Consider the following 21,160-nt stretch of genomic DNA (forward strand, 5'->3'; position numbering starts at 1 on the left):
TCAGGCCGCCTCGCTGCGCGCGGCAGCCATCAGCGCCTCGATCTCGGCGACCGCTTTGGGCACGCCACCCGTGAGAATCTCGCAGCCCTTCTTGGTCACCACCACGTCGTCCTCGATACGCACGCCGATGCCGCGCCATTTCTTCGCCACCTTGTCGTTGTCCGGGGCGATATAGATGCCCGGCTCCACGGTCATGGCCATACCCGGCTCGAGCACGCGCCACTGCCCACCGACCTTGTAGTCGCCGACATCGTGCACGTCCATGCCCAGCCAGTGGCCGGCACGGTGCATGTAGAAGGGTTTATAGGCTTCGCTGGCGATCAGTTGTTCGACATCCCCGCTGAGCAATCCCAGCTCCACCAGGCCGGCGGTGATCACCCGCACAGTGGCCTCGTGGGCCTCGTTCCAGTGTTTACCGGGGGCGATGTGCTTGAAGGCCTCTTCGTTGGCTTTCAGCACCAGTTCGTAGATGGCCTTCTGCTCGGGGGAAAACTTGCCGCTGACCGGGAAGGTGCGGGTGATATCGCTGGCGTAGCAGTCGATCTCGCAGCCGGCGTCGATCAGCACCAGGTCACCGTCCTTGAGCACTGCATCGTTCTCGCGGTAGTGCAGGATGCAGGCATTCTTGCCCGCCGCGACGATGCTGCCGTAAGCCGGCATCTTCGCCCCGCCCTTGCGGAACTCGTAATCCAGCTCGGCTTCCAGATGGTATTCGTAAAGGCCGGCACGGCTGGCCTGCATGGCGCGGACGTGCGCACGCGCGCTGATCTCGGCGGCCTCGCGCATCACCTTGACCTCGGCGGCGGACTTGTACAGGCGCATGTCGTGCAGCAGGTGGTCGAGGGCGACGAACTCGTTCGGCGGCGTGGCGCCCTGACGCGCCTTGGCGCGGATATGGTTGATCCACTCCATCAGCCGGTGATCGAATTCCTGATTGAAGCCGATGGCGTAGTAGACGCGCTCACGACCTTCGATCAACCCCGGCAGGATGTCGTCGATATCGCCGATGGGGAAGGCATCGTCGGCGCCGAAGGTGCTCACGGCACCGTCCTGGCCGGCGCGCAGGCCGTCCCACAGCTCGCGCTCAGGGTCACGCTCGCGGCAGAACAGCACGTATTCACCGTGTTCGCGACCGGGGATCAGCGCCATCACCGCCTCCGGCTCGGGGAAGCCGGTGAGGTACTGGAAATCGCTGTCCTGACGGTAGGTGTGCTCGACGTCGCGGTTGCGGATGTACACCGGCGCGGCCGGCAGGATGGCGATGCTGTTGGGTTCCATCTGCGCCATCAGCGCCTTGCGCCGACGGGCATATTCGGACTTGGGAATGCTGATCAAGGCAGGCTCCAACCAGTGGTAGTCAGTGCAGGGAAGGTTTCGGCGCGGCGACGGGCTTGGCGCATTCGGCGAACAGCAGCAGCGGCGCCACTCGCAGGTACTCCATCACCTCCATGTAGTCGCTCTCGCCGTCCTCGGATTCATCCAGGGCACTCTGCACCTGGGCTATGGCGGAAAGATCCTGCAGCACCTCCATGGCCTCGGCGCTCAGCGCGCCATCACGGGCAGTCAGGCCGAAGCCACCGAGAAAGCCCTGGCACCACTGGCCGAGGGCGGTGGCACGCTGGGCCAGCGGGGCTTCGTCGTCCGGCAGCAACAACACCAGGGTGATGTCTTCACTGCACAGCTCGCCCTTGACCATCTCCTGCAGGCCGATCAGGGCCTGGCGCACGGCATCCTGCGGCTCGCCACCGAGCAGCTCGGCGGCATCCACCAGCCAGGGGCCGGGCTCGAAGCCAGCGCCGGCGCAACTGCGTCCGAGCAGCAGGCCATGCAGCTCGGCGGGAGAAACGGTGTGGCCAGCGTTGCTCAGCAGAGCAGCAAAGGCAGCGTAGGGAGAAGAGGAAGTCGACATGGGCAGCTAGGCGCCAGAGGGCGCAATCTCTAGAATGACGGCCTCGTATCCTAGCATCGGCAGGTGAACCAAGGCCATCGGAGGCCCGTTTGCCAGGCGTTTGACCTGCCTGCTGGACATGCCTATAAAGAGCCTTTCCAAAAGCGCAGGCCGTTTTTGGGGGAGCCCTGAAGTCCAGCCATTCCCTCCCACAGCGAGAGCCCATGGAAGACGCCGATCTGCAAATCCTGACCAGCAAGCTGGAGCTGCTGATCCAGCGTGTCGAACAGCTCAAGGCTCACAACCGACTCCTGCTGGCGAATGAACAGGCATGGCGCGAGGAACGTGCCCATCTGATCGAAAAGAACGAATTGGCCCGGCACAAGGTCGAATCGATGATTTCGCGCCTCAAAGCCCTGGAGCAGGACACATGACTCAATCGAAAACCGTGACCGTCCACATCCTGGACAAAGAATATTGCATCGCCTGCCCGCCAGAAGAACACGCCAATCTGGAAAGCGCCGCACGCTATCTGGACGGCAAGATGCGAGAGATCCGCACCACCGGCAAGGTGATCGGCGCCGACCGCGTGGCGGTGATGGCCGCGCTGAACATCACCCATGACCTGCTGCACAAGCAGCAGCGCCTGGACATGGATGCCAACTCCACCCGCAAGCAGGTACGCGACCTGCTCGACCGCGTCGATCAGGCCCTGAGCGACGACGGCAACACGCCCTGAGCCACTGCCTGCAAGCTGACTCGCCGAGTGGTGCCCGCATGGCGGTCGTATCGGGTATACTGGCCTCCGTTCCCTGGGGTGTGCGCCAGTCGGGGATGTCCCTGAGCCGATACGCACAACCACGGGGGTTGCCAGTTGGGGCCGGTGTGCATGTCCGCCTGACGGAAAGCCTTAACGCCTCCTGCAACCTCCACCTTGAACTTTCGGGTTCAAGGGCTAAACCGACAGCGGCATGCCGGGGAGCCACGCCTTCTTCTGCTCACGCCATTCGGCGCCACTCTGCATGATCGAAGCCACCACTCTCAGCCGCCCGCAGTTGCGCCGCCTGCTGCGCCAGAAGCGCCGCAGCCTGTCCCCCAGCCAGCAACGCCAGGCCGCACATGGCCTGTATCGGCAACTGGTTCAACACCCCCTGTTTCGCCGGGCACGACACATTGCCCTGTACCTGCCCAACGATGGCGAGATCGACCCACGCCCCCTGCTGCGCGCCGCACAACGACATGGCAAGCACACCTACCTGCCAGTGCTCAGCGCCTGGCCGCGAACCAAAATGGTGTTCCAAAGGATCAGCCGCAACGAGAAGCTCGCCGGCAATCGCTTTCGCATTCTCGAACCGCGCCCGCAGCCCAAGCGACAACGCCAGCCCTGGACGCTGGATCTGCTGCTGCTGCCCCTGGTGGGCTTCGATGATCGCGGCGGGCGTCTGGGCATGGGCGGCGGCTTCTATGACCGCAGCCTGGCTTACCTGCGCATGCGCAAAAATTGGCACAAGCCGACACTGTTGGGCCTTGCCCATGAATGCCAGCGCGTGGATGAACTGGCATTGGCCAGTTGGGACGTGCCCTTGCAGGCGACGGTGAGCGATGAGAGATGGTATTGCGGTAAGTGAAGCGCGCCGCAATCCTTGCGGCCCATGCAGACCCGTCAGGGCTGCTGCGTGATGCTGACCGGAGCGTCGTTCTGGCGCTCCCAGAGACTCTGGGTGTAACCCGTGGTAACCACGCCCAGGCCGAACAAAATAACGATAACCCACAGAAGATCTGGCTTGCGTTTCATTGATTGCCTCCCCCTTTCAGGCAATTTCAGGCGTGGACTGCTGCATTATGGACTCGTGCAATCCGACGCTACCAAGCGTTTAGCCGCGCATTTTCCGCCAGCGCGAAGCGCTGCGCAATTTCCGTCTCCCACCGATCGTCGGAGACCTCGACTCAATTGCGTCCGCTCAGGGACAAACGACTAGGAGCAAAGTTCATGCCTTATTGGCTGATGAAATCGGAACCCGATGAATTATCCATCCGCGACCTCGAACGCCTCGGCACGGCACGCTGGGATGGCGTGCGCAATTACCAGGCGCGCAACTTCCTGCGCGCAATGCAACCCGGCGACCTGTTCTTCTTCTACCACTCCAGTTGCCCACAGCCGGGCATCGCCGGCATTGGCCGGATCACCAGCACGGTTTACCCCGACCCCACCGCCCTCGATCCGCAGAGCCATTATCACGACGCCAAGGCCAGTGCCGAAAAGAATCCCTGGAGCGCGCTGGACGTCGAGTTCGTCGAAGCTTTCACCGAAGTGCTGCCGTTACCAGCCCTGAAGAACAATCCGGCATTGCATGAACTGCCTCTGGTGCAACGGGCCAGCCGGCTATCGGTGATGCCGGTGAGCGAAGCGCAGTGGCAGGCCGTCCTCGCCATGCGCTGAGGCGCCCGCACAGGCCGTAACAGGCGACGATTTGACACATATCAGGATGGCCACGTGCACCTTGGCCATACTGACTGCTGTCAGAAAAGGAAATCGTCGTGCCATGACCCTCAATCAACGCCTTGTCACCCGTGCCTTGATCCTCTTCGCCTGTACCGCCCTGGCCGCTCTGCTCTGGTTAGAGCTGCGCCCCAGCGGCCTGGGGGATGGTTTCGTCAGCGGCAACGGGCGCATCGAAGCCACCGAAGTGGACGTGGCCACCAAACTGGCCGGGCGCGTCGCCAGCATCGAGGTGGACGAAGGTGCCTTCGTCGAGCCCGGCCAGGTCGTCGCGCGCATGGACACCCAGGTGCTCGACGCCCAGTTGCAGCAGGCCCAGGCCCAGGTGCGCCAGGCCGAGAACGCCGAACGCACTGCCGTGGCCCAGGTGGCCCTGCGCGAGAGCGAAAAGCTCAGCGCCGAAGCCGTGGTGCGCCAGCGCCAGGCCGAGCTAGAGGCCGCGCATAAGCGCCATGCGCGCAGCGCCACCCTGGTCAAACGCAACGCCCTGCCCCAACAAACCCTGGACGACGACCTGGCACGCCTGCAGAGCAGCCAGGCCGCCTTGGCCGCGGCCAATGCCCAGGTAGCATCGGCTGGTGCCGGCATAACCGCCGCCCAGGCTCAGGTCGAGGAAGCCCGCTCGGCAGTGGAAGCGGCCCGCGCCAGCGTCGAGCGTCTACAGGCCGATATCGACGACAGCCAGTTGCGCGCGCCACGTGCTGGCCGCGTGCAATATCGCGTCGCGCAGCCTGGCGAGGTGCTTGGCGCCGGCGGCAAGGTGCTCAACCTGGTGGATCTCACCGACGTCTACATGACCTTCTTCCTTCCCGAACGCCTGGCCGGTCGTGTCGCCCTTGGCAGCGAAGCAAGGCTGGTGATCGACGCCGCGCCGCAATACGTGATTCCGGCCGAGATCAGCTTCGTCGCCAGCGTCGCCCAGTTCACCCCCAAGACGGTAGAAACCGCCAACGAACGCGAGAAGCTGATGTTCCGCGTCAAGGCACGCATCGATCCCGAGCTGCTGCGCAAGCACCTGGCCCAGGTGAAAACCGGCGTGCCAGGCATGGCCTATCTGCGCCTCGACCCCGAGCAGGCCTGGCCTGAACATCTGGCGATCAAGGTTCCGCAATGAACGCTGCGGCCGAGCCCGTCGCCCGTCTGCAGGGGGTGTCGCTGCGCTATGGCGGCACCCGCGCGGTGGATGCCGTCGACCTGGCCATCCCGGCGCGCCGCATGGTCGGCCTGATCGGCCCGGACGGCGTCGGCAAGTCCAGCCTGCTGGCGCTGATCGCCGGCGCACGCAAGATCCAGGACGGCCAGGTCGAAGTGCTCGGGGGCGACATGGCCAGCCGCGCACATCGTCGCGCCGTCTGCCCGCAGATCGCCTACATGCCGCAAGGCCTGGGCAAGAACCTCTACCCGACGCTATCGGTGGTGGAGAACCTCGACTTCTTCGGCCGCCTGTTCGGCCAGGGCGCCACCGAACGCGCCGCGCGCATCGACGACCTGCTGCGCAGCACCGGCCTGGCGCCTTTCCGTGAGCGCCCGGCGGGCAAGCTCTCCGGCGGCATGAAGCAGAAGCTCGGGCTGTGCTGCGCGCTGATCCACGACCCGGACCTGCTGATCCTCGACGAGCCCACCACCGGCGTCGACCCGCTGTCGCGCAACCAGTTCTGGGAGCTGATTGGCCGCATCCGCCAGCAGCGCCCACAGATGAGCGTGCTGGTGGCCACCGCCTACATGGAGGAAGCGGCGCGCTTCGATCATCTGGTGGCGATGGACGCCGGTCGCGTGCTGGCCGAGGGCAGCCCGGCCGAACTGCTGCAGCGCACCGCCTGCAGCGAGCTGGAAACGGCCTTCATCGCCTTGCTGCCGGAGGAGAAACGTCAGGGCCACCAGCAGTTGCAGATCCCCCCCCGCGCCAACGCCGGCAACGGCGACATCGCCATCGAGGCGCGCGGGCTGACCTGCCGCTTCGGCGACTTCGTCGCGGTGGATCGGGTCAACTTCCGCATCGAGCGTGGGGAAATCTTCGGCTTCCTCGGCTCCAACGGCTGTGGCAAGAGCACCACCATGAAGATGCTCACCGGCCTGCTGCCCGCCAGCGAAGGCGAGGCGCTGCTATTCGGCCAGGCCATCGACCCCAGCGACATGGCCACGCGCCAGCGCGTCGGCTACATGTCCCAGGCCTTCTCGCTGTACAGCGAGCTGACGGTGCGGCAGAACCTGGTGCTGCACGCGCAACTGTTCCACGTGCCACGCGAACGCATCGCCGAGCGAGTCGAGGCCATGGCCCGCCGTTTCGACCTCGACACGGTCATAGACATGCTGCCCGAGCGCCTGCCACTGGGCATCCGCCAGCGCCTGTCGCTGGCCGTGGCGGTGATCCACGAACCGGAAATCCTCATCCTCGACGAACCCACCTCGGGCGTCGACCCGATCGCACGCGACGGCTTCTGGCAACTGATGCTCGATCTGTCGCGCGGCGATGGCGTGACCATCTTCATCTCCACCCACTTCATGAACGAAGCGCAGCGCTGCGACCGCATCTCGTTGATGCATGCCGGCAAGGTGCTCGACAGCGATACGCCGCAGGGCCTGATGGCCAAGCGCGGCCTGCCGACCCTGGAGGCGACCTTCATCGCCTACCTTCAGGAGGCCGCAGGCAGCACCGCTGATGCCAGCGAAACGGCGCCGGTCAGTACGCCCCCCGCAGATACCGGCGCCGCCCTGCGTCGCCGCTTCAGCCTGCGCCGGTTGCTCAGCTATGCCCGCCGTGAATCGCTGGAGTTGCGCCGCGACCCGATTCGCGGCGGCATGGCGTTGCTCGGCAGCGTCCTGCTGCTGTTCATCATCGGTTACGGCATCAGCCTGGATGTCGAAGACCTGACCTTCGCCGTACTCGACCGCGACCAGACCACCACCAGCCAGGACTACGTGCTCAACCTGTCCGGCTCGCGCTACTTCATCGAGAAGCCGCCACTGGCCAATTACGCCGACCTCGAGCGGCGCCTGCGCAGTGGCGAGATCAGCCTGGCGGTGGAGCTGCCACCGAACTTCGGACGCGACCTCAAGCGCGGCGCCGTGCCGCAAGTGGGCATCTGGATCGACGGCGCCATGCCCACACGCGCAGAAACCATCAAGGGCTACGTGCAAGGCATCCATGCCGCCTACCTGGAAGAACTGGCGCGGCGCTCACCGCAAACGGCTGCCGCCAGCCCGGCCAGGCTCGAGCTGCGCTACCGCTACAACCCGGACGTGGAAAGCCTCAAGGCCATGGTGCCGGCGGTGATCCCCATGCTGCTGATGCTGATTCCAGCCATGCTCACCGCCCTCGGCGTGGTGCGCGAGAAGGAGCTGGGCTCGATCATCAACCTCTACGTCACCCCGGTGACACGCCTGGAGTTCCTGATCGGCAAGCAGTTGCCCTATGTCGGCCTGGGCCTGCTCAACTTCGTCCTGTTGGTGCTCCTGGCAATCACGGTGTTCCACGTACCGCTCAAGGGCAGCCCGCTGACCCTGTTGCTCGGCGGCGCACTGTACATTGGCTGTGCCACGGCGCTGGGGCTGTTGATGTCCACATTCACCCGCAGCCAGATCGCCGCCGTGTTCGGCACCGCCATCGTCACCCTACTGCCGGCCATCCAGTTCTCCGGGCTGATCTATCCGGTGTCCTCGCTGGAAGGCGCCGGCGCAGTGATCGGCCAGCTCTACCCCACCTCGCACTTTCTGGTGATCAGCCGTGGCGTATTCTCCAAGGCACTCGACCTGGGCGAGCTATATGGCTACTTCATCCCGCTGGCACTGACCATTCCGCTGTTGCTGGCGCTGTGCGTCAGCCTGCTGAAGAAGCAGGAGGTCTGAGATGCGTCAGCTAGCCAACATCCTTCACTTGGGCGTCAAGGAGTTTCGCAGCCTGCAGCATGACTATGCGCTGCTGCTCCTGATCATCTGGGCCTTCAGCATGGGCGTCTATTCCTCGGCCACCAGCATGCCGGAAAGCCTGCACAATGCTTCGATCGCGGTGGTGGACGAAGACCGCTCGCCGCTCTCCGGGCGTCTGGTGCAGGCCTTCCAGCCACCCTTCTTCCGCCCGCCTGCCCTTATCGACCTGAGCGAAATGGATCGCGGCATGGACGCCGGGCGCTACACCTTCACTCTGAACATCCCGCCGAACTTCCAGCGTGACCTGCTGGCCGGACGCTCGCCGGCGGTGCAACTGAACGTCGATGCCACCCAGGTGAGCATGGCCTTTACAGGCGCCGGCTATATCCAGAGCATCGCCAGCGAGGAGATCGCCGAATTCGTCCGTCACTACCGCGCCAGCCTTCCGCAGCAGGCCGAACTGGCCATGCGCGTGGCCTTCAACCCCAACCTGACGCGCGCCTGGTTCGGCTCGGTGATGGAGGTGATCAACCAGATCACCATGCTGTCGATCATCCTCACCGGCGCGGCATTGATCCGCGAGCGCGAGCACGGCACGGTCGAACACCTGCTGGTGATGCCGGTGACGCCGCTGGAAATCATGCTGGCCAAAGTCTGGTCGATGGGCCTGGTGGTGCTGACGGCCGCAGCGCTGTCGCTGCTGCTGGTAGTGCAGGGCTGGTTGCAGGTGCCGATAGAGGGTTCCATCGCCTTGTTCCTGCTGGGGGCGACGCTGCACCTGTTCGCCACCACCTCCATGGGCATCTTCTTCGGCACCGTGGCGCGCTCGATGCCGCAACTGGGATTGTTGATCATCCTGGTGCTGCTGCCACTGGAAATCCTCTCCGGCGGCACCACGCCGCGTGAAAGCATGCCCGAGCTGGTGCAACGGATCATGCTCGCCGCACCGACCACCCACTTCGTCGATCTGGCCCAGGCCATCCTCTATCGCGGTGCGGGGCTGGCCATCGTCTGGCCGCAACTGCTGGCCATCGCGATGATCGGCACGCTGTTCTTCCTCGCAGCCTTGGGCCGCTTTCGCAAGACCCTGGCGCAGATGGCCTAGAAGCAGCGGCAAGATTCAAACGGCAAGCCACAAGTAGAAGCGAGCACCCTCTTGCAGCTTGTGGCTTGTGGCTTGTGGCTTGCCGCTATTGAATGATGAGATTGTTGAACAGCAGGTCTTCGACGATGGGCTTGCCCTCTTCGCCGTTGAGCGCGTCCTGCACCTTCTTCAGTGCCTCCTGACGCAGGGTTTCGCGGCCATCGGGGGCGTTGATCGCTTCGCTGGTCTGGGCCGAAAACAACAGCACCAGTTGATGGCGGATCAGCGGCTCGTGATGCTTGATCTTCTCCTCGGCCTCGGTGCCAGTGACGCGCAGGGACACATCGGCCTTGAAGAACTTCAAGCGCGCCCCCGGATCAGCCAGATTGCCGATCAGCGCCGGGAACAGGTTGTAGTAGAGCGTCGTCGGCGCCTCTTCCTTCTTCTCCGAAGACGCCAGCGCAGGCAGGCAGATCGACAGGCTCAGCAACAGGGCGGTCAACAGTTTCACGGCAGGCACTCCATCGGGGATGTGCCTAGCATAGCCATCCACGCGCCAGCACCCAAGCCCGATGCTTATGCCGGGTCATCAGGCAGCGGCATGCTCGTTGACCCGTGGCGCTCGTTTTCTACACTGCAAGGCAATCACGAACGCGAGGAAAGCGCGATGAAAGCCCTGCTGTGCAAAGCCTTCGGCCCCGCCGACACCCTGGCTCTGGAAGAGGTCGCCAGCCCCGAACCCAAGAAGAACGAGGTGCTGATCGAGGTGCAGGCTGCCGGGGTCAATTTTCCCGATACGCTGATCATCGAAGGCAAGTACCAGTTCAAGCCCCCCTTCCCCTTCGCCCCGGGTGGCGAGGTAGCCGGCGTGGTCAAGGCCGTCGGCGAAAAGGTCAGCCATCTGCGCGCCGGTGACCGGGTGATGGCCCTGACCGGCTGGGGCGGTTTCGCCGAGGAAGTGGCCGTGCCGTCCTATAACGTGCTGCCGGTACCCAGGAGCATGGAGCTGAACACCGCAGCGGCCTTCGGCATGACCTACGGCACGTCCATGCATGCGCTCAGGCAGCGCGCCAACCTTCAGGCCGGCGAAACCCTGCTGGTGCTCGGTGCCTCCGGCGGCGTCGGCCTCGCGGCAGTGGAGATCGGCAAGGCCATGGGCGCCAAGGTGATCGCCGCCGCGAGCACGGCGGAGAAACTGGAAGTCGCACGCCAGGCCGGCGCCGATGAGTTGATCAACTACAGCGAGCAAAGCCTCAAGGACGAGGTGAAACGACTGACCGGCGGCCAGGGCGTGGACGTGATCTACGATCCGGTAGGCGGCCCGCTGTTCGAGGAAGCCTTCCGCTGCATCGGCTGGAATGGCCGCTTCCTGGTGGTGGGCTTCGCCGCCGGCGGTGGCATCCCGGCACTGCCGGCCAACCTGCCATTGCTCAAGGGCGCCTCCCTGGTCGGCGTGTTCTGGGGTTCCTTCGCCCAGCGTCAGCCGCAGGACAATGCCGCGAATTTCCAGCAACTGTTTGCCTGGCATGCCGAAGGCAAGCTCAAGCCGCTAGTCTCGCAGACCTTCCCCCTGGCCCGCGCGGGCGAAGCCATCGATGCCCTCGGCCAGCGCAAGGCGGTGGGTAAGGTGGTGGTGCAGGTTCGCTGACTCAGGCCCTCTCGCCCGTTACCTCACCGGCGGCACTGTCGCGGGTGAGGTAGCTGAGCAACTGTCGCGCATGGGAGGACAATCCCTCCCAACTGCGCACGCACAGGCGCAGTTCACGGGTGGCCCAGATATCCTCCAGCATCACCACCTTCACCGGCAGCTCCTGGGCCAGACGGATCGCCGCCGCTTCCGGAAGCATGGCCACGCCGACACCCTGTGCCACCAGTTGGGCGATGGCATCGAAGCTCGGCGCGCGCACCCGCACCCTGAGCGGCATCGCGTTGCGCACCGCCATGTATTCGATGAAGCGCTGCATGGCGCGCTCGGCTGGCAGGCAGACGAAGGGGAAATTCAGCGCGCTGCGCAACAACGCCGGACGCTGCTCGATCAGCGCATGACCACGGGGCACCAGCAGCACCAGACGGTCGTTGCGAAACGGCAGCGACAGCAGGTCATCGGTGGGCAGGTTGCCGTCGTATACGCCGATGTCGATGCTGCCTTCCCTGACCGATCTCAGCACGGCCTTGCTGCCCTGCTCGGCCAGTTGCAGATCCACTTCCGGGTAGTCGGCCAGAAACGGGCCGAGCGCCGCTGGCAGGAAGGTGCTGTTGGCTACGGTGGAAGCAGCCAGACGCAAGGTGATGCGCCGCTCGCCCTTGAGTTCCTGCAGGGTGTCGCTGAGCTGGTGGGCCTCCTTCAGTACGCCCTGGCAGGCATCCAGTACCAGGCGCCCGGCCGGCGTCAGGCTCATGCCATCGCTGCTGCGCACGAACAGGGTCAGGCCGCAGCGCTCCTCGAACGCCCTCAGCCGCGTGCTCGCCGCCGATACCGCGACGGGAAAGGTGGCCGCCGCCTTGCTCAGGCTGCCACTCGCGGCAATGGCGACGATCAGGCGCAGATCGGGCAGGTCGAAGTGCATTCGAGCATTCTCCAAAACAGAAAGCCATCTTCGTGAAATTGCGATTCTAGCCGCTTGGCATTCCATTCAGAATAACGACTCACTCTCCTGCCGCAGCCTTGCCATGAATGCTCTGACCGCCTCGTACCGCCGCAGCCTCGACAACGGCGTGCTGTTCGCCGTGCTCTCGGCCACCGGCTTCAGCCTGAAAGCCATCTTCGTCAAACTCACCTATGCCGCCGCGCCGGTGGATGCCGTCACCGTGCTGAGCCTGCGCATGGCTCTGGCGCTGCCGCTGTTTCTCTGGCTGCTGTGGCTGAGCCGGGGCACCGGACAGGCCCGGCTCACGCCGAAAGACTGGGCGCATGTCCTGCTGCTGGGGATGTTCGGTTACTACCTGTCGAGCCTGTTCGACTTCCAGGGCCTGCAGTACATCAGCGCCGGGCTGGAACGGCTGATCCTGTTCACCTACCCGACCCTGGTGCTGCTGTTGCAGATGCTGACGCAGGGCGAGCGGCCAGGCCCGCGCACTTTCCTGGCCATGGGCTTGTGCTACCTGGGCCTGGGCATCGCCCTGATGCATGACATCCGCGTCGAGGGCGACAGCGAGCAGATCCTGCTGGGCGCAGCCTGGGTGTTCGCCAGTGCGGTGACCTATGCCCTGTACTACCTGGGCACCGGCGTGGTGATCCGCCGGGTCGGCTCGATGCGCCTGGCCGGCCTGGCCGGCAGCGCCTCGGCAGTGATGGTGCTGATCCACTACGGCGCGACCCGCGACCCTGCGCAACTGGCGAGCCTGCCAAGTGAAGTATGGTGGTACGGCGCACTGATGGCGGTACTGTCGACGGTCTTGCCGATCTACTGGCTGGCCCTGGCCGTGCAGCGCATGGGCGCCAGCCATGCTGCCCTGTTCGGCAACCTGGGCCCGGTGCTGACCCTGTTCGCCGCCTGGCTGCTGCTCGATGAGGCCATCAGCCTGTACCAGATTGCCGGCCTGGCCCTGGTGCTACTGGGCGTCTCGAGGTTGTCGGCGGGCAAGCGCAAGGCCACCTGAGAGGAGCCGGCCCCATGTAGCCCGGATGAAATCCGGGGGAGGCGATACCGAGTCCCCGGATTGCATCCGGGCTACGTCAGGCCCCAGTCACCAGTTCGCGCAAACGCTGGCCATCGATGGCGCGGCAGATGCCTTCGGGCTTCTGCATCGGAGAGTCTTCGGCGGCGAGCATGGCGTTGAGCACGGCTTCGTCGGTGGCCTGCACGGCGGCCAGATACAGGGCGTCGAAACACTCGTCGTTGAGGTAGTCCAGGCTCAGCCGCGCTTGCGACACCTGCGGCACGGGCCGTGGGTTGGCCACGCTGAAGGCCAGGAAGATATCGCCGGAGTTGTTGCCACCCGGCGTGCCGGCCAGGGCGATGCCGAGGCCGGCGCGCTGCGCCAGACGCTTTAGCTGATGCGGCAGCAGCGGCGCATCGGTGGCGAGGATGACGATGATCGAGCCGCGCTCGCGCTCCAGCCCGGCCGGCAGTTCGTCCTCCAGGCGCTCGCCCACCGGCACGCCGCAGACCTTGAGCCAGTCGCGCTGACCATGGTTGGCCTGCACCAGGGCGCCGAGGGTGTAGGTCTGGCCGTCGATCTCGACAAGGCGCGAAGCACTGCCGGTGCCGCCCTTGTAGCCGTAGCAGATCATGCCGTTGCCGCCGCCGACGTTGCCCTCGGCGATGGCGCCGCCTTTGGCATCATCCAGCGCGGCCAGGGCATCGGCCTCGCTGACGTGCTGACCGTTGATATCGTTGATCACCCCGTCATAGGTCTCGGCCACCACCGGCATGGCCCACAGGTGCTCGCGCTGCCAGGCATCGGCGTACTGCTGGATGGTCCAGCGCGTGGCGGCGTGGTGAACGATGCCGACGCTGTGCGAGTTGGTGATGCACAGCGGGCCGACGAAGTAACCGCCGTGTTCGATCCAGTGGGTGCCGGTCATCTCGCCATTGCCGTTGAGCGCATGGAAGCCCGCCCACACCGGCTGCGGCTCTGCATCGCGGCCGCGCGGCAGGATGGCGGTGACACCGGTCTGGATGCGCCGACCGTTGGCGGCCACGCCATCGAGGGTGCGGTAGCCCACCAGCACACCAGGCACGTCGGTGATGGCGTTGTACGGACCGGGGGTGCCGGGCAGCGGCAGGCCGAGTTCGCGGGCGCGAGGTTTAGCCATGGGAATCATCCTGAGAGGTAGCGGGCTTGCGATTGCGCAGGTACAGGCCGAGGGCGGCGATCAGCAGCGAGGCGATCAGCAGCAGGGTGGCGATGGCGTTGATCTCCGGCTTGATGCCACGGCGGATCATGCCGTAGATGAAGACCGGCAGCGTGGTGGAGTCCACACCGGCGATGAAGTAGGTGATCACCAGGTCGTCCATCGAGATGATGAACGCCAGCAGCGCGCCGCCGACCACACCGGGCAGGATCTGCGGCAGGGTCACCCGGCGGAAGGTCATCCAGGGCGAGGCGCCGAGATCGGCCGAGGCCTCCTCCAGGCGTGTGTCCATGCCGGCCAGACGGGCGCTGACGATGAGGAACACGTAGCTGATCAGGAAGGTGCAGTGGCCGATGATGATCGACAGCTTGCCCAGCGGCAGGCCGACGCCGACGAAGAAGATCAGCAGGGCGATGCCGAGCACGATGTCGGGCATCAGCATCGGCATGAACAGCAGCACCCGGTAGAACTTCTGCAAACGGAAGCGATAACGCGCCACGGCAAGTGCGGTAAGCGTGCCAATCACCGTGGAGATCGCCGTGGTGGTCAGCGCCACCACCAGGCTGGTGCGCAGCGCGGCCAGCAACTGGTCGGTGGACTCGACGTACAGCGCGTTCTCGCTGAGGCTGGTGGACAGGCCGAACAGCGAGCGATACCAGTCCAGGCTGAAGCCGTCCCAGATCATCATGTTGATCGGGTTGCTGTTGAACGAGTAGGCGACGATCAGACCAATCGGCAGGTACAGGAAGACGAAGAAGGCCAGGCTGTAGCCGCCCAGCAGGCGGCGCCCGAGACGTGCGAGCAAGGCATTCATCGGCTGGCCTCCTGTGCGCTGTTACGCCCCTGCGCCAGCACGTAGAGCACCAGGCACACCAGCACCGCAGCCATCAGCAACATCGCCAGGGCGGCGCCGAACGGCCAGTTGCGCGCGGCGAGGAACTGCTGCTCCACCAGGCTGCCGATCATCAGCACGCGCGCGCCGCCGAGCAGCGACGGCACGATGAAGTTACCCAGGCTGGGGATGAAGACGATGATCGAGCCGGCGGCGATGCCCGGCAGGGTCAGCGGGAAGATCACCTTCCAGAAGCTCTGCCAGCGGCTCGCGCCGAGGTCGGCAGAGGCCTCCAGCAGGCGCCTGTCGAGCTTCTCGACGCTGGCGTAGACCGGCATGAACATGAACGGGATGAAGATGTAGGTCATGCCGATCAGCACCGCCGTCTCGGTGTAGATCAGTTCCACCGGGTTGTAGAAACCCAGCGCCGCCAGCGCGGTGTTGATCACACCACTGGGACGCAGGATCAGCAGCCAGGCGTAGAGGCGCACGATCAGGCTGGTGAAGAACGGCAGGGTGATCAGGAACAGGCAGAAGTTGCGCATCCGCTCCGGCTGCCGCGCCACCCAGAAGGCCGCCGGGTAGCACAGCACCAGGGTCGCCAGCACGGTCAGCCCGGCCAGCTTGAACGAGCGCAGGATGATTTCCAGGTAGACCGGATCGAAGTCCTCATTGGTGCCATCGGCCCAGCCCAGCACGCGGCCGAAGTTGTCCGGGTAGAAGTTCCACTCGACGCCACCATAGAGTCCCGGCTCGAGCAGGCTGTACACCGCCATGATGGTCAACGGGGCGAGAAAGAACACGCCGATGATCAGCGTCACCGGGGTCAGCAGGCCGACCAGGCGCAAGCGCTCGCGCAACGGCATCAGGCACCTCCTGGGATCAGGTGCGCGGCCTCCCGGCCGTACCAGAGCTGCACGCTATCGCCGGTGCGTAGGCCTTGCGGCGCGGCGTCACGCAGCACCGCCTTGACCAGGCGACCGTGCGAGGTACGCAGCAGCAGCTCGAAATCCTTGCCGATGAACAGCAGTTGCTCCAGCCGCCCTTCCAGCGCGGCGAAGCCCTCGCCGGGGCACTGCAGGTGGAACTGCTCGGGACGCAGCATGAGCTGGGCGTACTGGCCGACGCGCAGGTCGGGATGGCGCGCCTGCAGCAGGTCGCCCTGGCTGTCGAGCAGATAGGCGATGCCGTCGTTGACCGAACCGACGTGCGCGTTGAACAGGTTGCTCTCGCCGATGAAACCGGCAACGAAGGCGTTGGCCGGGCGGTGGTAGATCTCTGCCGGGGCGCCGATCTGCTGGATATGGCCACCATTGAGCACGACGATGCGGTCGCTCATGGTCAGGGCCTCTTCCTGATCGTGAGTGACGAAGACGAAGGCGATGCCCAGCTCGTGCTGCAGGTTCTTCAGCTCGCGCTGCATGGCCTGGCGCAACTGGCGGTCGAGGGCCGACAGCGGCTCGTCGAGCAACAGCAGCGCCGGGCGATCGACGATGGCGCGAGCCAGCGCCACCCGTTGCTGCTGACCACCGGAGAGCTGGCCGGGCTTGCGCCGCTCCATACCGGCCAGGCCGACCATTTCCAGGGCCTCGCCGACGCGCTGGCGTTTCTCGGCCTTGCCCACGCCGCGCACGTCCAGCGCGTAGCCGACGTTGTCGCCGATGCTCATGTGCGGGAACAGCGCGTAGCTCTGGAACACCGTATGCACCGGGCGGCGGTGCGGCGGCACGCTGTTCATCGGCTGGCCCTGGATCAGCAGCTCACCACCATCGAGTTGCTCGAAACCGCTGATGGTGCGCAGCAACGTGGTCTTGCCGCAGCCGGACGGCCCCAGCAGGGTGACGAATTCATTGGCGCCGACGGCCAGATCGAGGCCATCGAGGGCACGCACCAGGTGCCCTTCCGGTGCACGGTAGTGCTTCACCGCGCCACGGATCTCGACCACAGGCGCGGTCTGGGTGAAAGCGGTCATGGAAGACTCCAGCACAGGCCCGTTCACCGAAGGCGAAACGGACGCCGTAGGGTGCGCTGTGCGCACCGTTGGCAACATCGGCTACGCAGAGCCCTAACAGCCCTGCGCAACCCACCTTCAGTTGGCGGTACGCACGCGCGTCCACACCCGGTCGTACTGACGCAGCCCCTTACCCAGATCCTCGAAGATCTGCAGCTTGGCCATCACCTCGGCTGGCGGGTTGACCTGCGGGTTGTCGCGCAGCTCGGCCGGCAGCAGCTTCAGCGCCTCCTTGTTGGGCGTGCCGTTCATCTGCTGCGCGGTATTCAGCGCGGCGATCTCCGGTTGCAGGAAGAAGCTCATGAAGCGCTTGGCGTTGGCCTTGTTCGGCGCGCTCTTGAGCACGCACATGTCCTCCTGGTACATCGTCGCGCCTTCCTTGGGAATGACGTAAGCGAGGTTCTGCGGGTCCTGCTTCACGTACATCATGGCGCCGACGAAATAGTGCGAGGCGGCAGCGTCGCCGGACTGCACCATCGGCACGCTGTCGTAGGTGAAGGCGGAGATCAGCGGCTTGCGCTCGATCAGCCAGTCGGCAGCCTGCTTGAGGTCGTCGGGGTTGGTGGTGTTGACCGACTTGCCGTCCTTGATCAGGCCGACGCCGAGGGTTTCGCGCATGTCGTCGAGCATGATCACCTTCTTGCCGGCCTTGGCCTCGGCGAAGAAGTCGTCCCAGCTCTCGATCGGCTTAGAGACCTTGTTCTTGTTGTAAAAGATGCCCACCGTGCCCCAGGCGTAGGGCATGCAGTAATCACCCTTGGGATCGGATTTCGAGCGCAGGAAGGCGGGGTCGATATTGGCGAAAGCCGGATCCTGGTTGATCTCGGTCTTCTCCAGCAGGCCGATGGCAGCCATGGTGTCGTGCATGTGCACCGAGGGGAAGACGATGTCGTAGCCTTGTGCGCCGGCCTGCAGCTTGGCCAGCATCTCTTCGTTGCTGCCATAGGTGTCGAGCGATACCTTGATGCCGGTCTCGGCGGTGAAACGGGTCAATACCTCGGGGTTGATGTAGTCGCCCCAGTTGTACAGGCGCAATTCTTCGGCGGCCTGGGCGGCACCAGTGACGCAGCCGCTGCCAAGCGCGACGCACAGGGTGAGATGACGCAGTGTGGGCATGTTCCTGTTCTCCACTGTTGTGGCCGCGCAGGGCGCGACGTTTGCTTGTTGCGGCAGGAAGCGCGAGTGTCGACTGCGCAGCGGAAAGGCTCTGATGGCTTTCTTCACCCTGGTAACGGCCAATCGACATCTCTTTGCGTTACGGCTGCAGAGTAGAATATATTTCTTCCAAAGATCAATACTCTGACATTTAAATGTCAGAACGATTTGGCATGAAAGAGAACTCACCATGCTCGATGGCAAGATGCAACATCTGGAAGGCAAGCTGACGCCGGCCGAGCGCACCTTGTGGGCCTATATCCAGGCCAATCTGGAAACCCTCGCCTTCGAGAACGGCGCCAGCCTGGCGGCCAAGAGCGGGGTCAGCCCCAACACCGTCAGCCGCTTCCTGCGCCGGCTCGGCTACAAGGGCCTGAAAAGCCTGAAGGACGAGCTGCGCGATGAAGTGCGCGTGCAATCGCTGCTCAACCCGGCGCTGATCGAGCGGGTGGAGCAACCGGACGATCTGGTGGCCCACCTCAACGAGGAAATCGAAGCCCTGCGCGCCTTCGCCGCGCTGCTCGGCAGCCAGCACTGGCGCGACATCGTGGCCCGCGTGGGGGATGCCGAGCGTGTGTTCGTCTGTGGCTTCCAGACCATTCGCGGGTTGGCCGAGGACTTCGCCAACCGCCTGGCCCTAGTGCGCTCGGGGGTGGAATTTCTCGACCTCTACAGCGGCGTGCTCGGCCAGTGGCTGGACAGCCACAACCAGCGCTGCTGCGTGATCCTCATCGACATCGCGCCCTACGCCGATGCCGGCATCGCCTTCGCCAACAACTGCCTGCAGCAGAACACCGACCTGGTGGTGTTCACCGACGAATACGGCATCGCCAAGCATATCGACACGCCGCATATCGTCACCATGAAGACCAAGACCGGCCTGATCCTCGAGTCCACCGGCGGCCTGACCAGCGCCCTGAACGTGCTGCTGCACTGCGTCGCCAGCGCCCGCAAGGATCAGCTCAAGGAACGCCTCGGCGCCTACCGGGCGCGGGTCGAAAGCCTCAAGCTGTATCGCAGCTAAGCCCACAGGCCTGCGCACGCCCATGTAGGAGCCGGCTTGCTGGCGATCCGCTCCGCCTGGGCCTCATCGATCGCCAGCAAGCTGGCTCTGCATGACAGCACTGAGCTGCAGGTGTGATGGGTGGAACATCACGGCAAGCCTGCAACCCAGACCACGGCCAGCAAAGTGCAAATGATTGGGATATGGCAGATAAGAGCCGACCCTTCTTCAAAATGCCAGTTGGTAAGAGGTCGCTACCCAGAAATTCGGCATTTCGCTCTTGGTCGTGCCATTGAGCATGAACGACAGCTTTCCAGGCCCCGCCTCGCCTTCGACCCCTACACCGGCTTTTATCCAGTCGTTGGTGATGTCCTCGCCAGGCAGGTTGAAGGTAAAGAAACCTTCGACCTCACCATTGATCCCTGCCGCGTTCCTCTCGAAGCGGTGAGCGACTTCCAGATTGGTGACGAAGTCATAGCCCGAGGCAAATGGCAGAGGCGTCTGCGTATTGAAGCCAAGGCGCGCCTCGGTGTAATCATCCGTGCGCCCCTCGAAGTGCGCCGGAATGCCACCACCTTTTTCGCTGTAACTTTCCATGTGGCTGTTGGTGTAGCTCAGATCAATATAAGGACTGATGCCGGTATTAGCGAAGCTGAACACATTCTGCCAGTCCAGGCGGGCACGCACGCCCCAGGTCTGGGTGTCCGGGCTTGCCTTGGAGGAGTCCGGCACACTCATATTGATATAACCGCGCCGCATGTCCGCTTCACCCCAGTGCCCGTAAGCACCCAGGGTCGCATAGAGGCCCTCCACCTGCGTCAGCGGGATGATGCTTTCGAGCATCAGATACTGACCATCCGCCTTCACCTCGCCATCGTTCATCAGATCCTGCCTGGCCCAGGTCTGACCAATGGATAGATTGAACTGAGCGAAGTCGAAACGATAGCCAACACCCAGTTCTGCCATGCCATTGGAACCGGAACGGTTACCGTGATCGTCGCGTCCCCAGTCACCTGCCAGCCAGAAGGTTTTCTGCCCGGGCGCAACCAAGCGTGCCAATGGCCGGCTATGAGCGCCATTGATCATCATGTTCAGGCTGTTGTTGATGGAAGTTACACCAGCGGAAGTGGACTGCAGACTGCCAGCCAATGACTCCAGAGTCACCAACGGGCCAATCAGGGCATAATAAAGATCAACATCGGGCCGCATCGGGTAAGAACCAGCCCAAGGATACCAAGAAATACCCGAGACCGGATATATAGCGCTACCAACATCACCATTGGCCCAAGTGCCACTGGCAAATGCAAGACCGAACAAGGTGTCACCCGGAATAAAACTTCCAGCCTGCCTCTCTAGCAATACCGACAATGCAATGGCCAGCTCAGAGTTACCCCACCATGGCTGGGACTGCAGAAGTGCAAAATGCGTCGTGTAGTTCAAATATTGCGAAGTGATCATATAATCACTACCGCCGTAATTGACCACAACCGTTGGCCGCCTTTCTGGAGCAGGCGCTGCGTATATAAGGCTCACCTGAGCCAGAAGGGTACCGGCAAGCAAACTGCTTGAGAACAGAACTTTCATACGGCGCATAAATCCTCCTGATGGCAAGCGCGGCAACACCCATTGACTTCTGTCAACCGGCCGAACGCATACTACAACTAATGGCAAATTGCCGTACAGATACTAAAATCTTCGATTGCGGATCAGGCCAAGGGCGCAGTTCTGAATTGCAACACGTATAAAATTCTTACTTGAACGCTATCTTCCACCATCCCTGAAGCCTTCCGAACTGACGTCAGAGCGTGAAAAATGGTCAAGCAATCGTCCCATTCAACCCGGGCCAGATTGGCATTGATCAATTAACTTCAGCTCACTGATAGATATCTGGGGACACATCGAAAACAGCACGTCAGGCAACAGACCAGAGCACGTGCTATACGAGTGGAGAATGGCTGATCTGTGGTCGAATCTATCGCTAGCTGGCGCTCTGCCCGGAGCTGTCATGGCCTGGCAAAGTCG

21 protein-coding genes and 1 other RNA gene are annotated in these 21,160 nt (G+C 63.9%); 11 read left to right on the forward strand and 11 right to left on the reverse strand.

The genetic code is table 11. The features are described from left to right. Both pepP and PVE35_RS23615 read right to left on the reverse strand, forming a co-directional pair. Positions 1-1,335: a Xaa-Pro aminopeptidase gene (gene pepP, locus PVE35_RS23610; RefSeq protein WP_268180761.1), complete on the reverse strand. Its 1,335-nt coding sequence runs from the start codon at positions 1,333-1,335 to the stop codon at positions 1-3. Positions 1,336-1,357: 22 nt separating this feature from the next. Continuing rightward, positions 1,358-1,909: a YecA family protein gene (locus PVE35_RS23615; protein ID WP_268180759.1), complete on the reverse strand. Its 552-nt coding sequence runs from the start codon at positions 1,907-1,909 to the stop codon at positions 1,358-1,360. A 203-nt stretch (positions 1,910-2,112) separates the two neighbouring features. Between PVE35_RS23615 and PVE35_RS23620 the strand changes: the two genes are divergently transcribed. The 4 genes from PVE35_RS23620 (at position 2,113) to PVE35_RS23635 (ending at position 3,516) form a co-directional block, all read left to right on the forward strand. Further along, positions 2,113-2,322: a TIGR02449 family protein gene (locus PVE35_RS23620; protein WP_268180757.1), complete on the forward strand. Its 210-nt coding sequence runs from the start codon at positions 2,113-2,115 to the stop codon at positions 2,320-2,322. Then, on the forward strand, positions 2,319-2,627 hold the full coding sequence (locus PVE35_RS23625) for a cell division protein ZapA (protein ID WP_268180755.1): 309 nt from the start codon (positions 2,319-2,321) through the stop codon (positions 2,625-2,627). The genes PVE35_RS23620 and PVE35_RS23625 overlap by 4 nt, the downstream gene beginning before the upstream one ends. A gap of 67 nt (positions 2,628-2,694) precedes the next feature. Continuing rightward, positions 2,695-2,873: non-coding RNA, 6S RNA (gene ssrS, locus PVE35_RS23630), on the forward strand. 37 nt (positions 2,874-2,910) lie between these two features. After that, the gene (locus PVE35_RS23635) at positions 2,911-3,516 is read left to right on the forward strand and encodes a 5-formyltetrahydrofolate cyclo-ligase (RefSeq protein ID WP_277373172.1); all 606 of its coding nucleotides are present in this window, start codon (positions 2,911-2,913) and stop codon (positions 3,514-3,516) included. A gap of 35 nt (positions 3,517-3,551) precedes the next feature. Here PVE35_RS23635 and PVE35_RS23640 read toward each other — a convergent pair whose 3' ends face one another. Then, a complete protein-coding gene (locus tag PVE35_RS23640; RefSeq protein ID WP_268180751.1) occupies positions 3,552-3,683 on the reverse strand; it encodes a hypothetical protein in 132 nt (43 codons plus the stop codon). Between the two features lie 195 nt (positions 3,684-3,878). Here PVE35_RS23640 and PVE35_RS23645 point away from each other — a divergent pair, with 195 nt between their 5' ends. The 4 genes from PVE35_RS23645 to PVE35_RS23660 all read left to right on the forward strand — a co-directional run bounded on the left by PVE35_RS23645 (position 3,879) and on the right by PVE35_RS23660 (position 9,360). Next, complete coding sequence (locus PVE35_RS23645; protein ID WP_268180749.1) at positions 3,879-4,328, forward strand: EVE domain-containing protein; 450 nt, start codon at positions 3,879-3,881, stop codon at positions 4,326-4,328. 103 nt (positions 4,329-4,431) lie between these two features. After that, positions 4,432-5,502, forward strand: a complete 1,071-nt coding sequence (locus PVE35_RS23650) for an HlyD family efflux transporter periplasmic adaptor subunit (protein WP_268180747.1) — start codon at positions 4,432-4,434, stop codon at positions 5,500-5,502. Further along, on the forward strand, positions 5,499-8,234 hold the full coding sequence (gene rbbA / locus PVE35_RS23655; protein WP_277373173.1) for a ribosome-associated ATPase/putative transporter RbbA: 2,736 nt from the start codon (positions 5,499-5,501) through the stop codon (positions 8,232-8,234). Before PVE35_RS23650 ends, rbbA begins: the two co-directional genes overlap by 4 nt. Before the next feature lies 1 nt (position 8,235). After that, positions 8,236-9,360 (forward strand): ABC transporter permease, encoded by a 1,125-nt coding sequence (locus PVE35_RS23660; RefSeq protein ID WP_277373174.1) that lies wholly within the window; start codon positions 8,236-8,238, stop codon positions 9,358-9,360. A gap of 85 nt (positions 9,361-9,445) precedes the next feature. Here PVE35_RS23660 and PVE35_RS23665 read toward each other — a convergent pair whose 3' ends face one another. Beyond that, a complete protein-coding gene (locus PVE35_RS23665; RefSeq protein ID WP_268180741.1) occupies positions 9,446-9,850 on the reverse strand; it encodes a flagellar basal body-associated protein FliL in 405 nt (134 codons plus the stop codon). A gap of 156 nt (positions 9,851-10,006) precedes the next feature. On the opposite strand from PVE35_RS23665, the gene PVE35_RS23670 reads away from it, so the two are divergent. Continuing rightward, positions 10,007-10,987: an NADPH:quinone oxidoreductase family protein gene (locus tag PVE35_RS23670; RefSeq protein WP_268180739.1), complete on the forward strand. Its 981-nt coding sequence runs from the start codon at positions 10,007-10,009 to the stop codon at positions 10,985-10,987. 1 nt (position 10,988) lies between these two features. Here the strand turns inward: PVE35_RS23670 and PVE35_RS23675 are convergent, their stop codons facing one another. After that, a complete protein-coding gene (locus PVE35_RS23675) occupies positions 10,989-11,906 on the reverse strand; it encodes a LysR substrate-binding domain-containing protein (protein WP_277373175.1) in 918 nt (305 codons plus the stop codon). Between the two features lie 103 nt (positions 11,907-12,009). Here PVE35_RS23675 and PVE35_RS23680 point away from each other — a divergent pair, with 103 nt between their 5' ends. After that, positions 12,010-12,939: a DMT family transporter gene (locus PVE35_RS23680; RefSeq protein WP_277373176.1), complete on the forward strand. Its 930-nt coding sequence runs from the start codon at positions 12,010-12,012 to the stop codon at positions 12,937-12,939. A 76-nt stretch (positions 12,940-13,015) separates the two neighbouring features. Here PVE35_RS23680 and PVE35_RS23685 read toward each other — a convergent pair whose 3' ends face one another. The 5 genes from PVE35_RS23685 to PVE35_RS23705 all read right to left on the reverse strand — a co-directional run bounded on the left by PVE35_RS23685 (position 13,016) and on the right by PVE35_RS23705 (position 18,096). Continuing rightward, positions 13,016-14,098, reverse strand: coding sequence for a P1 family peptidase (locus tag PVE35_RS23685; RefSeq protein ID WP_277373177.1), 1,083 nt, complete (start codon positions 14,096-14,098; stop codon positions 13,016-13,018). Continuing rightward, complete coding sequence (locus PVE35_RS23690; RefSeq protein WP_277373178.1) at positions 14,091-14,951, reverse strand: ABC transporter permease; 861 nt, start codon at positions 14,949-14,951, stop codon at positions 14,091-14,093. Before PVE35_RS23690 ends, PVE35_RS23685 begins: the two co-directional genes overlap by 8 nt. Then, entirely contained in the window at positions 14,948-15,835 is an 888-nt protein-coding gene (locus tag PVE35_RS23695) for an ABC transporter permease (protein WP_277373179.1), read from the reverse strand. The genes PVE35_RS23690 and PVE35_RS23695 overlap by 4 nt, the downstream gene beginning before the upstream one ends. Then, complete coding sequence (locus PVE35_RS23700) at positions 15,835-16,941, reverse strand: ABC transporter ATP-binding protein (protein WP_277373180.1); 1,107 nt, start codon at positions 16,939-16,941, stop codon at positions 15,835-15,837. The genes PVE35_RS23695 and PVE35_RS23700 overlap by 1 nt, the downstream gene beginning before the upstream one ends. Positions 16,942-17,058: 117 nt before the next feature. After that, complete coding sequence (locus tag PVE35_RS23705) at positions 17,059-18,096, reverse strand: spermidine/putrescine ABC transporter substrate-binding protein (protein WP_277373181.1); 1,038 nt, start codon at positions 18,094-18,096, stop codon at positions 17,059-17,061. 229 nt (positions 18,097-18,325) lie between these two features. Between PVE35_RS23705 and PVE35_RS23710 the strand changes: the two genes are divergently transcribed. Continuing rightward, complete coding sequence (locus tag PVE35_RS23710; RefSeq protein ID WP_268180723.1) at positions 18,326-19,159, forward strand: MurR/RpiR family transcriptional regulator; 834 nt, start codon at positions 18,326-18,328, stop codon at positions 19,157-19,159. Between the two features lie 207 nt (positions 19,160-19,366). Here the strand turns inward: PVE35_RS23710 and PVE35_RS23715 are convergent, their stop codons facing one another. Continuing rightward, positions 19,367-20,731 carry an autotransporter outer membrane beta-barrel domain-containing protein gene (locus PVE35_RS23715; protein ID WP_277373182.1) on the reverse strand — a complete coding sequence of 455 codons (1,365 nt, stop codon included), beginning with the start codon at positions 20,729-20,731 and terminating at the stop codon, positions 19,367-19,369. Between the last annotated feature and the right edge of the window lie 429 nt (positions 20,732-21,160).

The sequence above is a fragment of the Pseudomonas sp. AA-38 genome (assembly GCF_029457475.1).
GTDB lineage: Bacteria > Pseudomonadota > Gammaproteobacteria > Pseudomonadales > Pseudomonadaceae > Aquipseudomonas.

Excerpts from the sequence above, each read along its gene's own strand:
- PVE35_RS23615 (WP_268180759.1), bottom strand. The coding sequence starts at position 1,909 with ATGTCGACTTCCTCTTCTCCCTACGCTGCCTTTGCTGCTCTGCTGAGC.
- PVE35_RS23620 (WP_268180757.1), top strand. The coding sequence starts at position 2,113 with ATGGAAGACGCCGATCTGCAAATCCTGACCAGCAAGCTGGAGCTGCTG.
- PVE35_RS23625 (WP_268180755.1), top strand. The coding sequence starts at position 2,319 with ATGACTCAATCGAAAACCGTGACCGTCCACATCCTGGACAAAGAATAT.
- PVE35_RS23635 (WP_277373172.1), top strand. The coding sequence starts at position 2,911 with ATGATCGAAGCCACCACTCTCAGCCGCCCGCAGTTGCGCCGCCTGCTG.
- PVE35_RS23640 (WP_268180751.1), bottom strand. The coding sequence starts at position 3,683 with ATGAAACGCAAGCCAGATCTTCTGTGGGTTATCGTTATTTTGTTCGGC.
- PVE35_RS23645 (WP_268180749.1), top strand. The coding sequence starts at position 3,879 with ATGCCTTATTGGCTGATGAAATCGGAACCCGATGAATTATCCATCCGC.
- PVE35_RS23650 (WP_268180747.1), top strand. The coding sequence starts at position 4,432 with ATGACCCTCAATCAACGCCTTGTCACCCGTGCCTTGATCCTCTTCGCC.
- rbbA (WP_277373173.1), top strand. The coding sequence starts at position 5,499 with ATGAACGCTGCGGCCGAGCCCGTCGCCCGTCTGCAGGGGGTGTCGCTG.
- PVE35_RS23660 (WP_277373174.1), top strand. The coding sequence starts at position 8,236 with ATGCGTCAGCTAGCCAACATCCTTCACTTGGGCGTCAAGGAGTTTCGC.
- PVE35_RS23670 (WP_268180739.1), top strand. The coding sequence starts at position 10,007 with ATGAAAGCCCTGCTGTGCAAAGCCTTCGGCCCCGCCGACACCCTGGCT.
- PVE35_RS23675 (WP_277373175.1), bottom strand. The coding sequence starts at position 11,906 with ATGCACTTCGACCTGCCCGATCTGCGCCTGATCGTCGCCATTGCCGCG.
- PVE35_RS23680 (WP_277373176.1), top strand. The coding sequence starts at position 12,010 with ATGAATGCTCTGACCGCCTCGTACCGCCGCAGCCTCGACAACGGCGTG.
- PVE35_RS23685 (WP_277373177.1), bottom strand. The coding sequence starts at position 14,098 with ATGGCTAAACCTCGCGCCCGCGAACTCGGCCTGCCGCTGCCCGGCACC.
- PVE35_RS23690 (WP_277373178.1), bottom strand. The coding sequence starts at position 14,951 with ATGAATGCCTTGCTCGCACGTCTCGGGCGCCGCCTGCTGGGCGGCTAC.
- PVE35_RS23695 (WP_277373179.1), bottom strand. The coding sequence starts at position 15,835 with ATGCCGTTGCGCGAGCGCTTGCGCCTGGTCGGCCTGCTGACCCCGGTG.
- PVE35_RS23700 (WP_277373180.1), bottom strand. The coding sequence starts at position 16,941 with ATGACCGCTTTCACCCAGACCGCGCCTGTGGTCGAGATCCGTGGCGCG.
- PVE35_RS23705 (WP_277373181.1), bottom strand. The coding sequence starts at position 18,096 with ATGCCCACACTGCGTCATCTCACCCTGTGCGTCGCGCTTGGCAGCGGC.
- PVE35_RS23710 (WP_268180723.1), top strand. The coding sequence starts at position 18,326 with ATGCTCGATGGCAAGATGCAACATCTGGAAGGCAAGCTGACGCCGGCC.
- PVE35_RS23715 (WP_277373182.1), bottom strand. The coding sequence starts at position 20,731 with ATGCGCCGTATGAAAGTTCTGTTCTCAAGCAGTTTGCTTGCCGGTACC.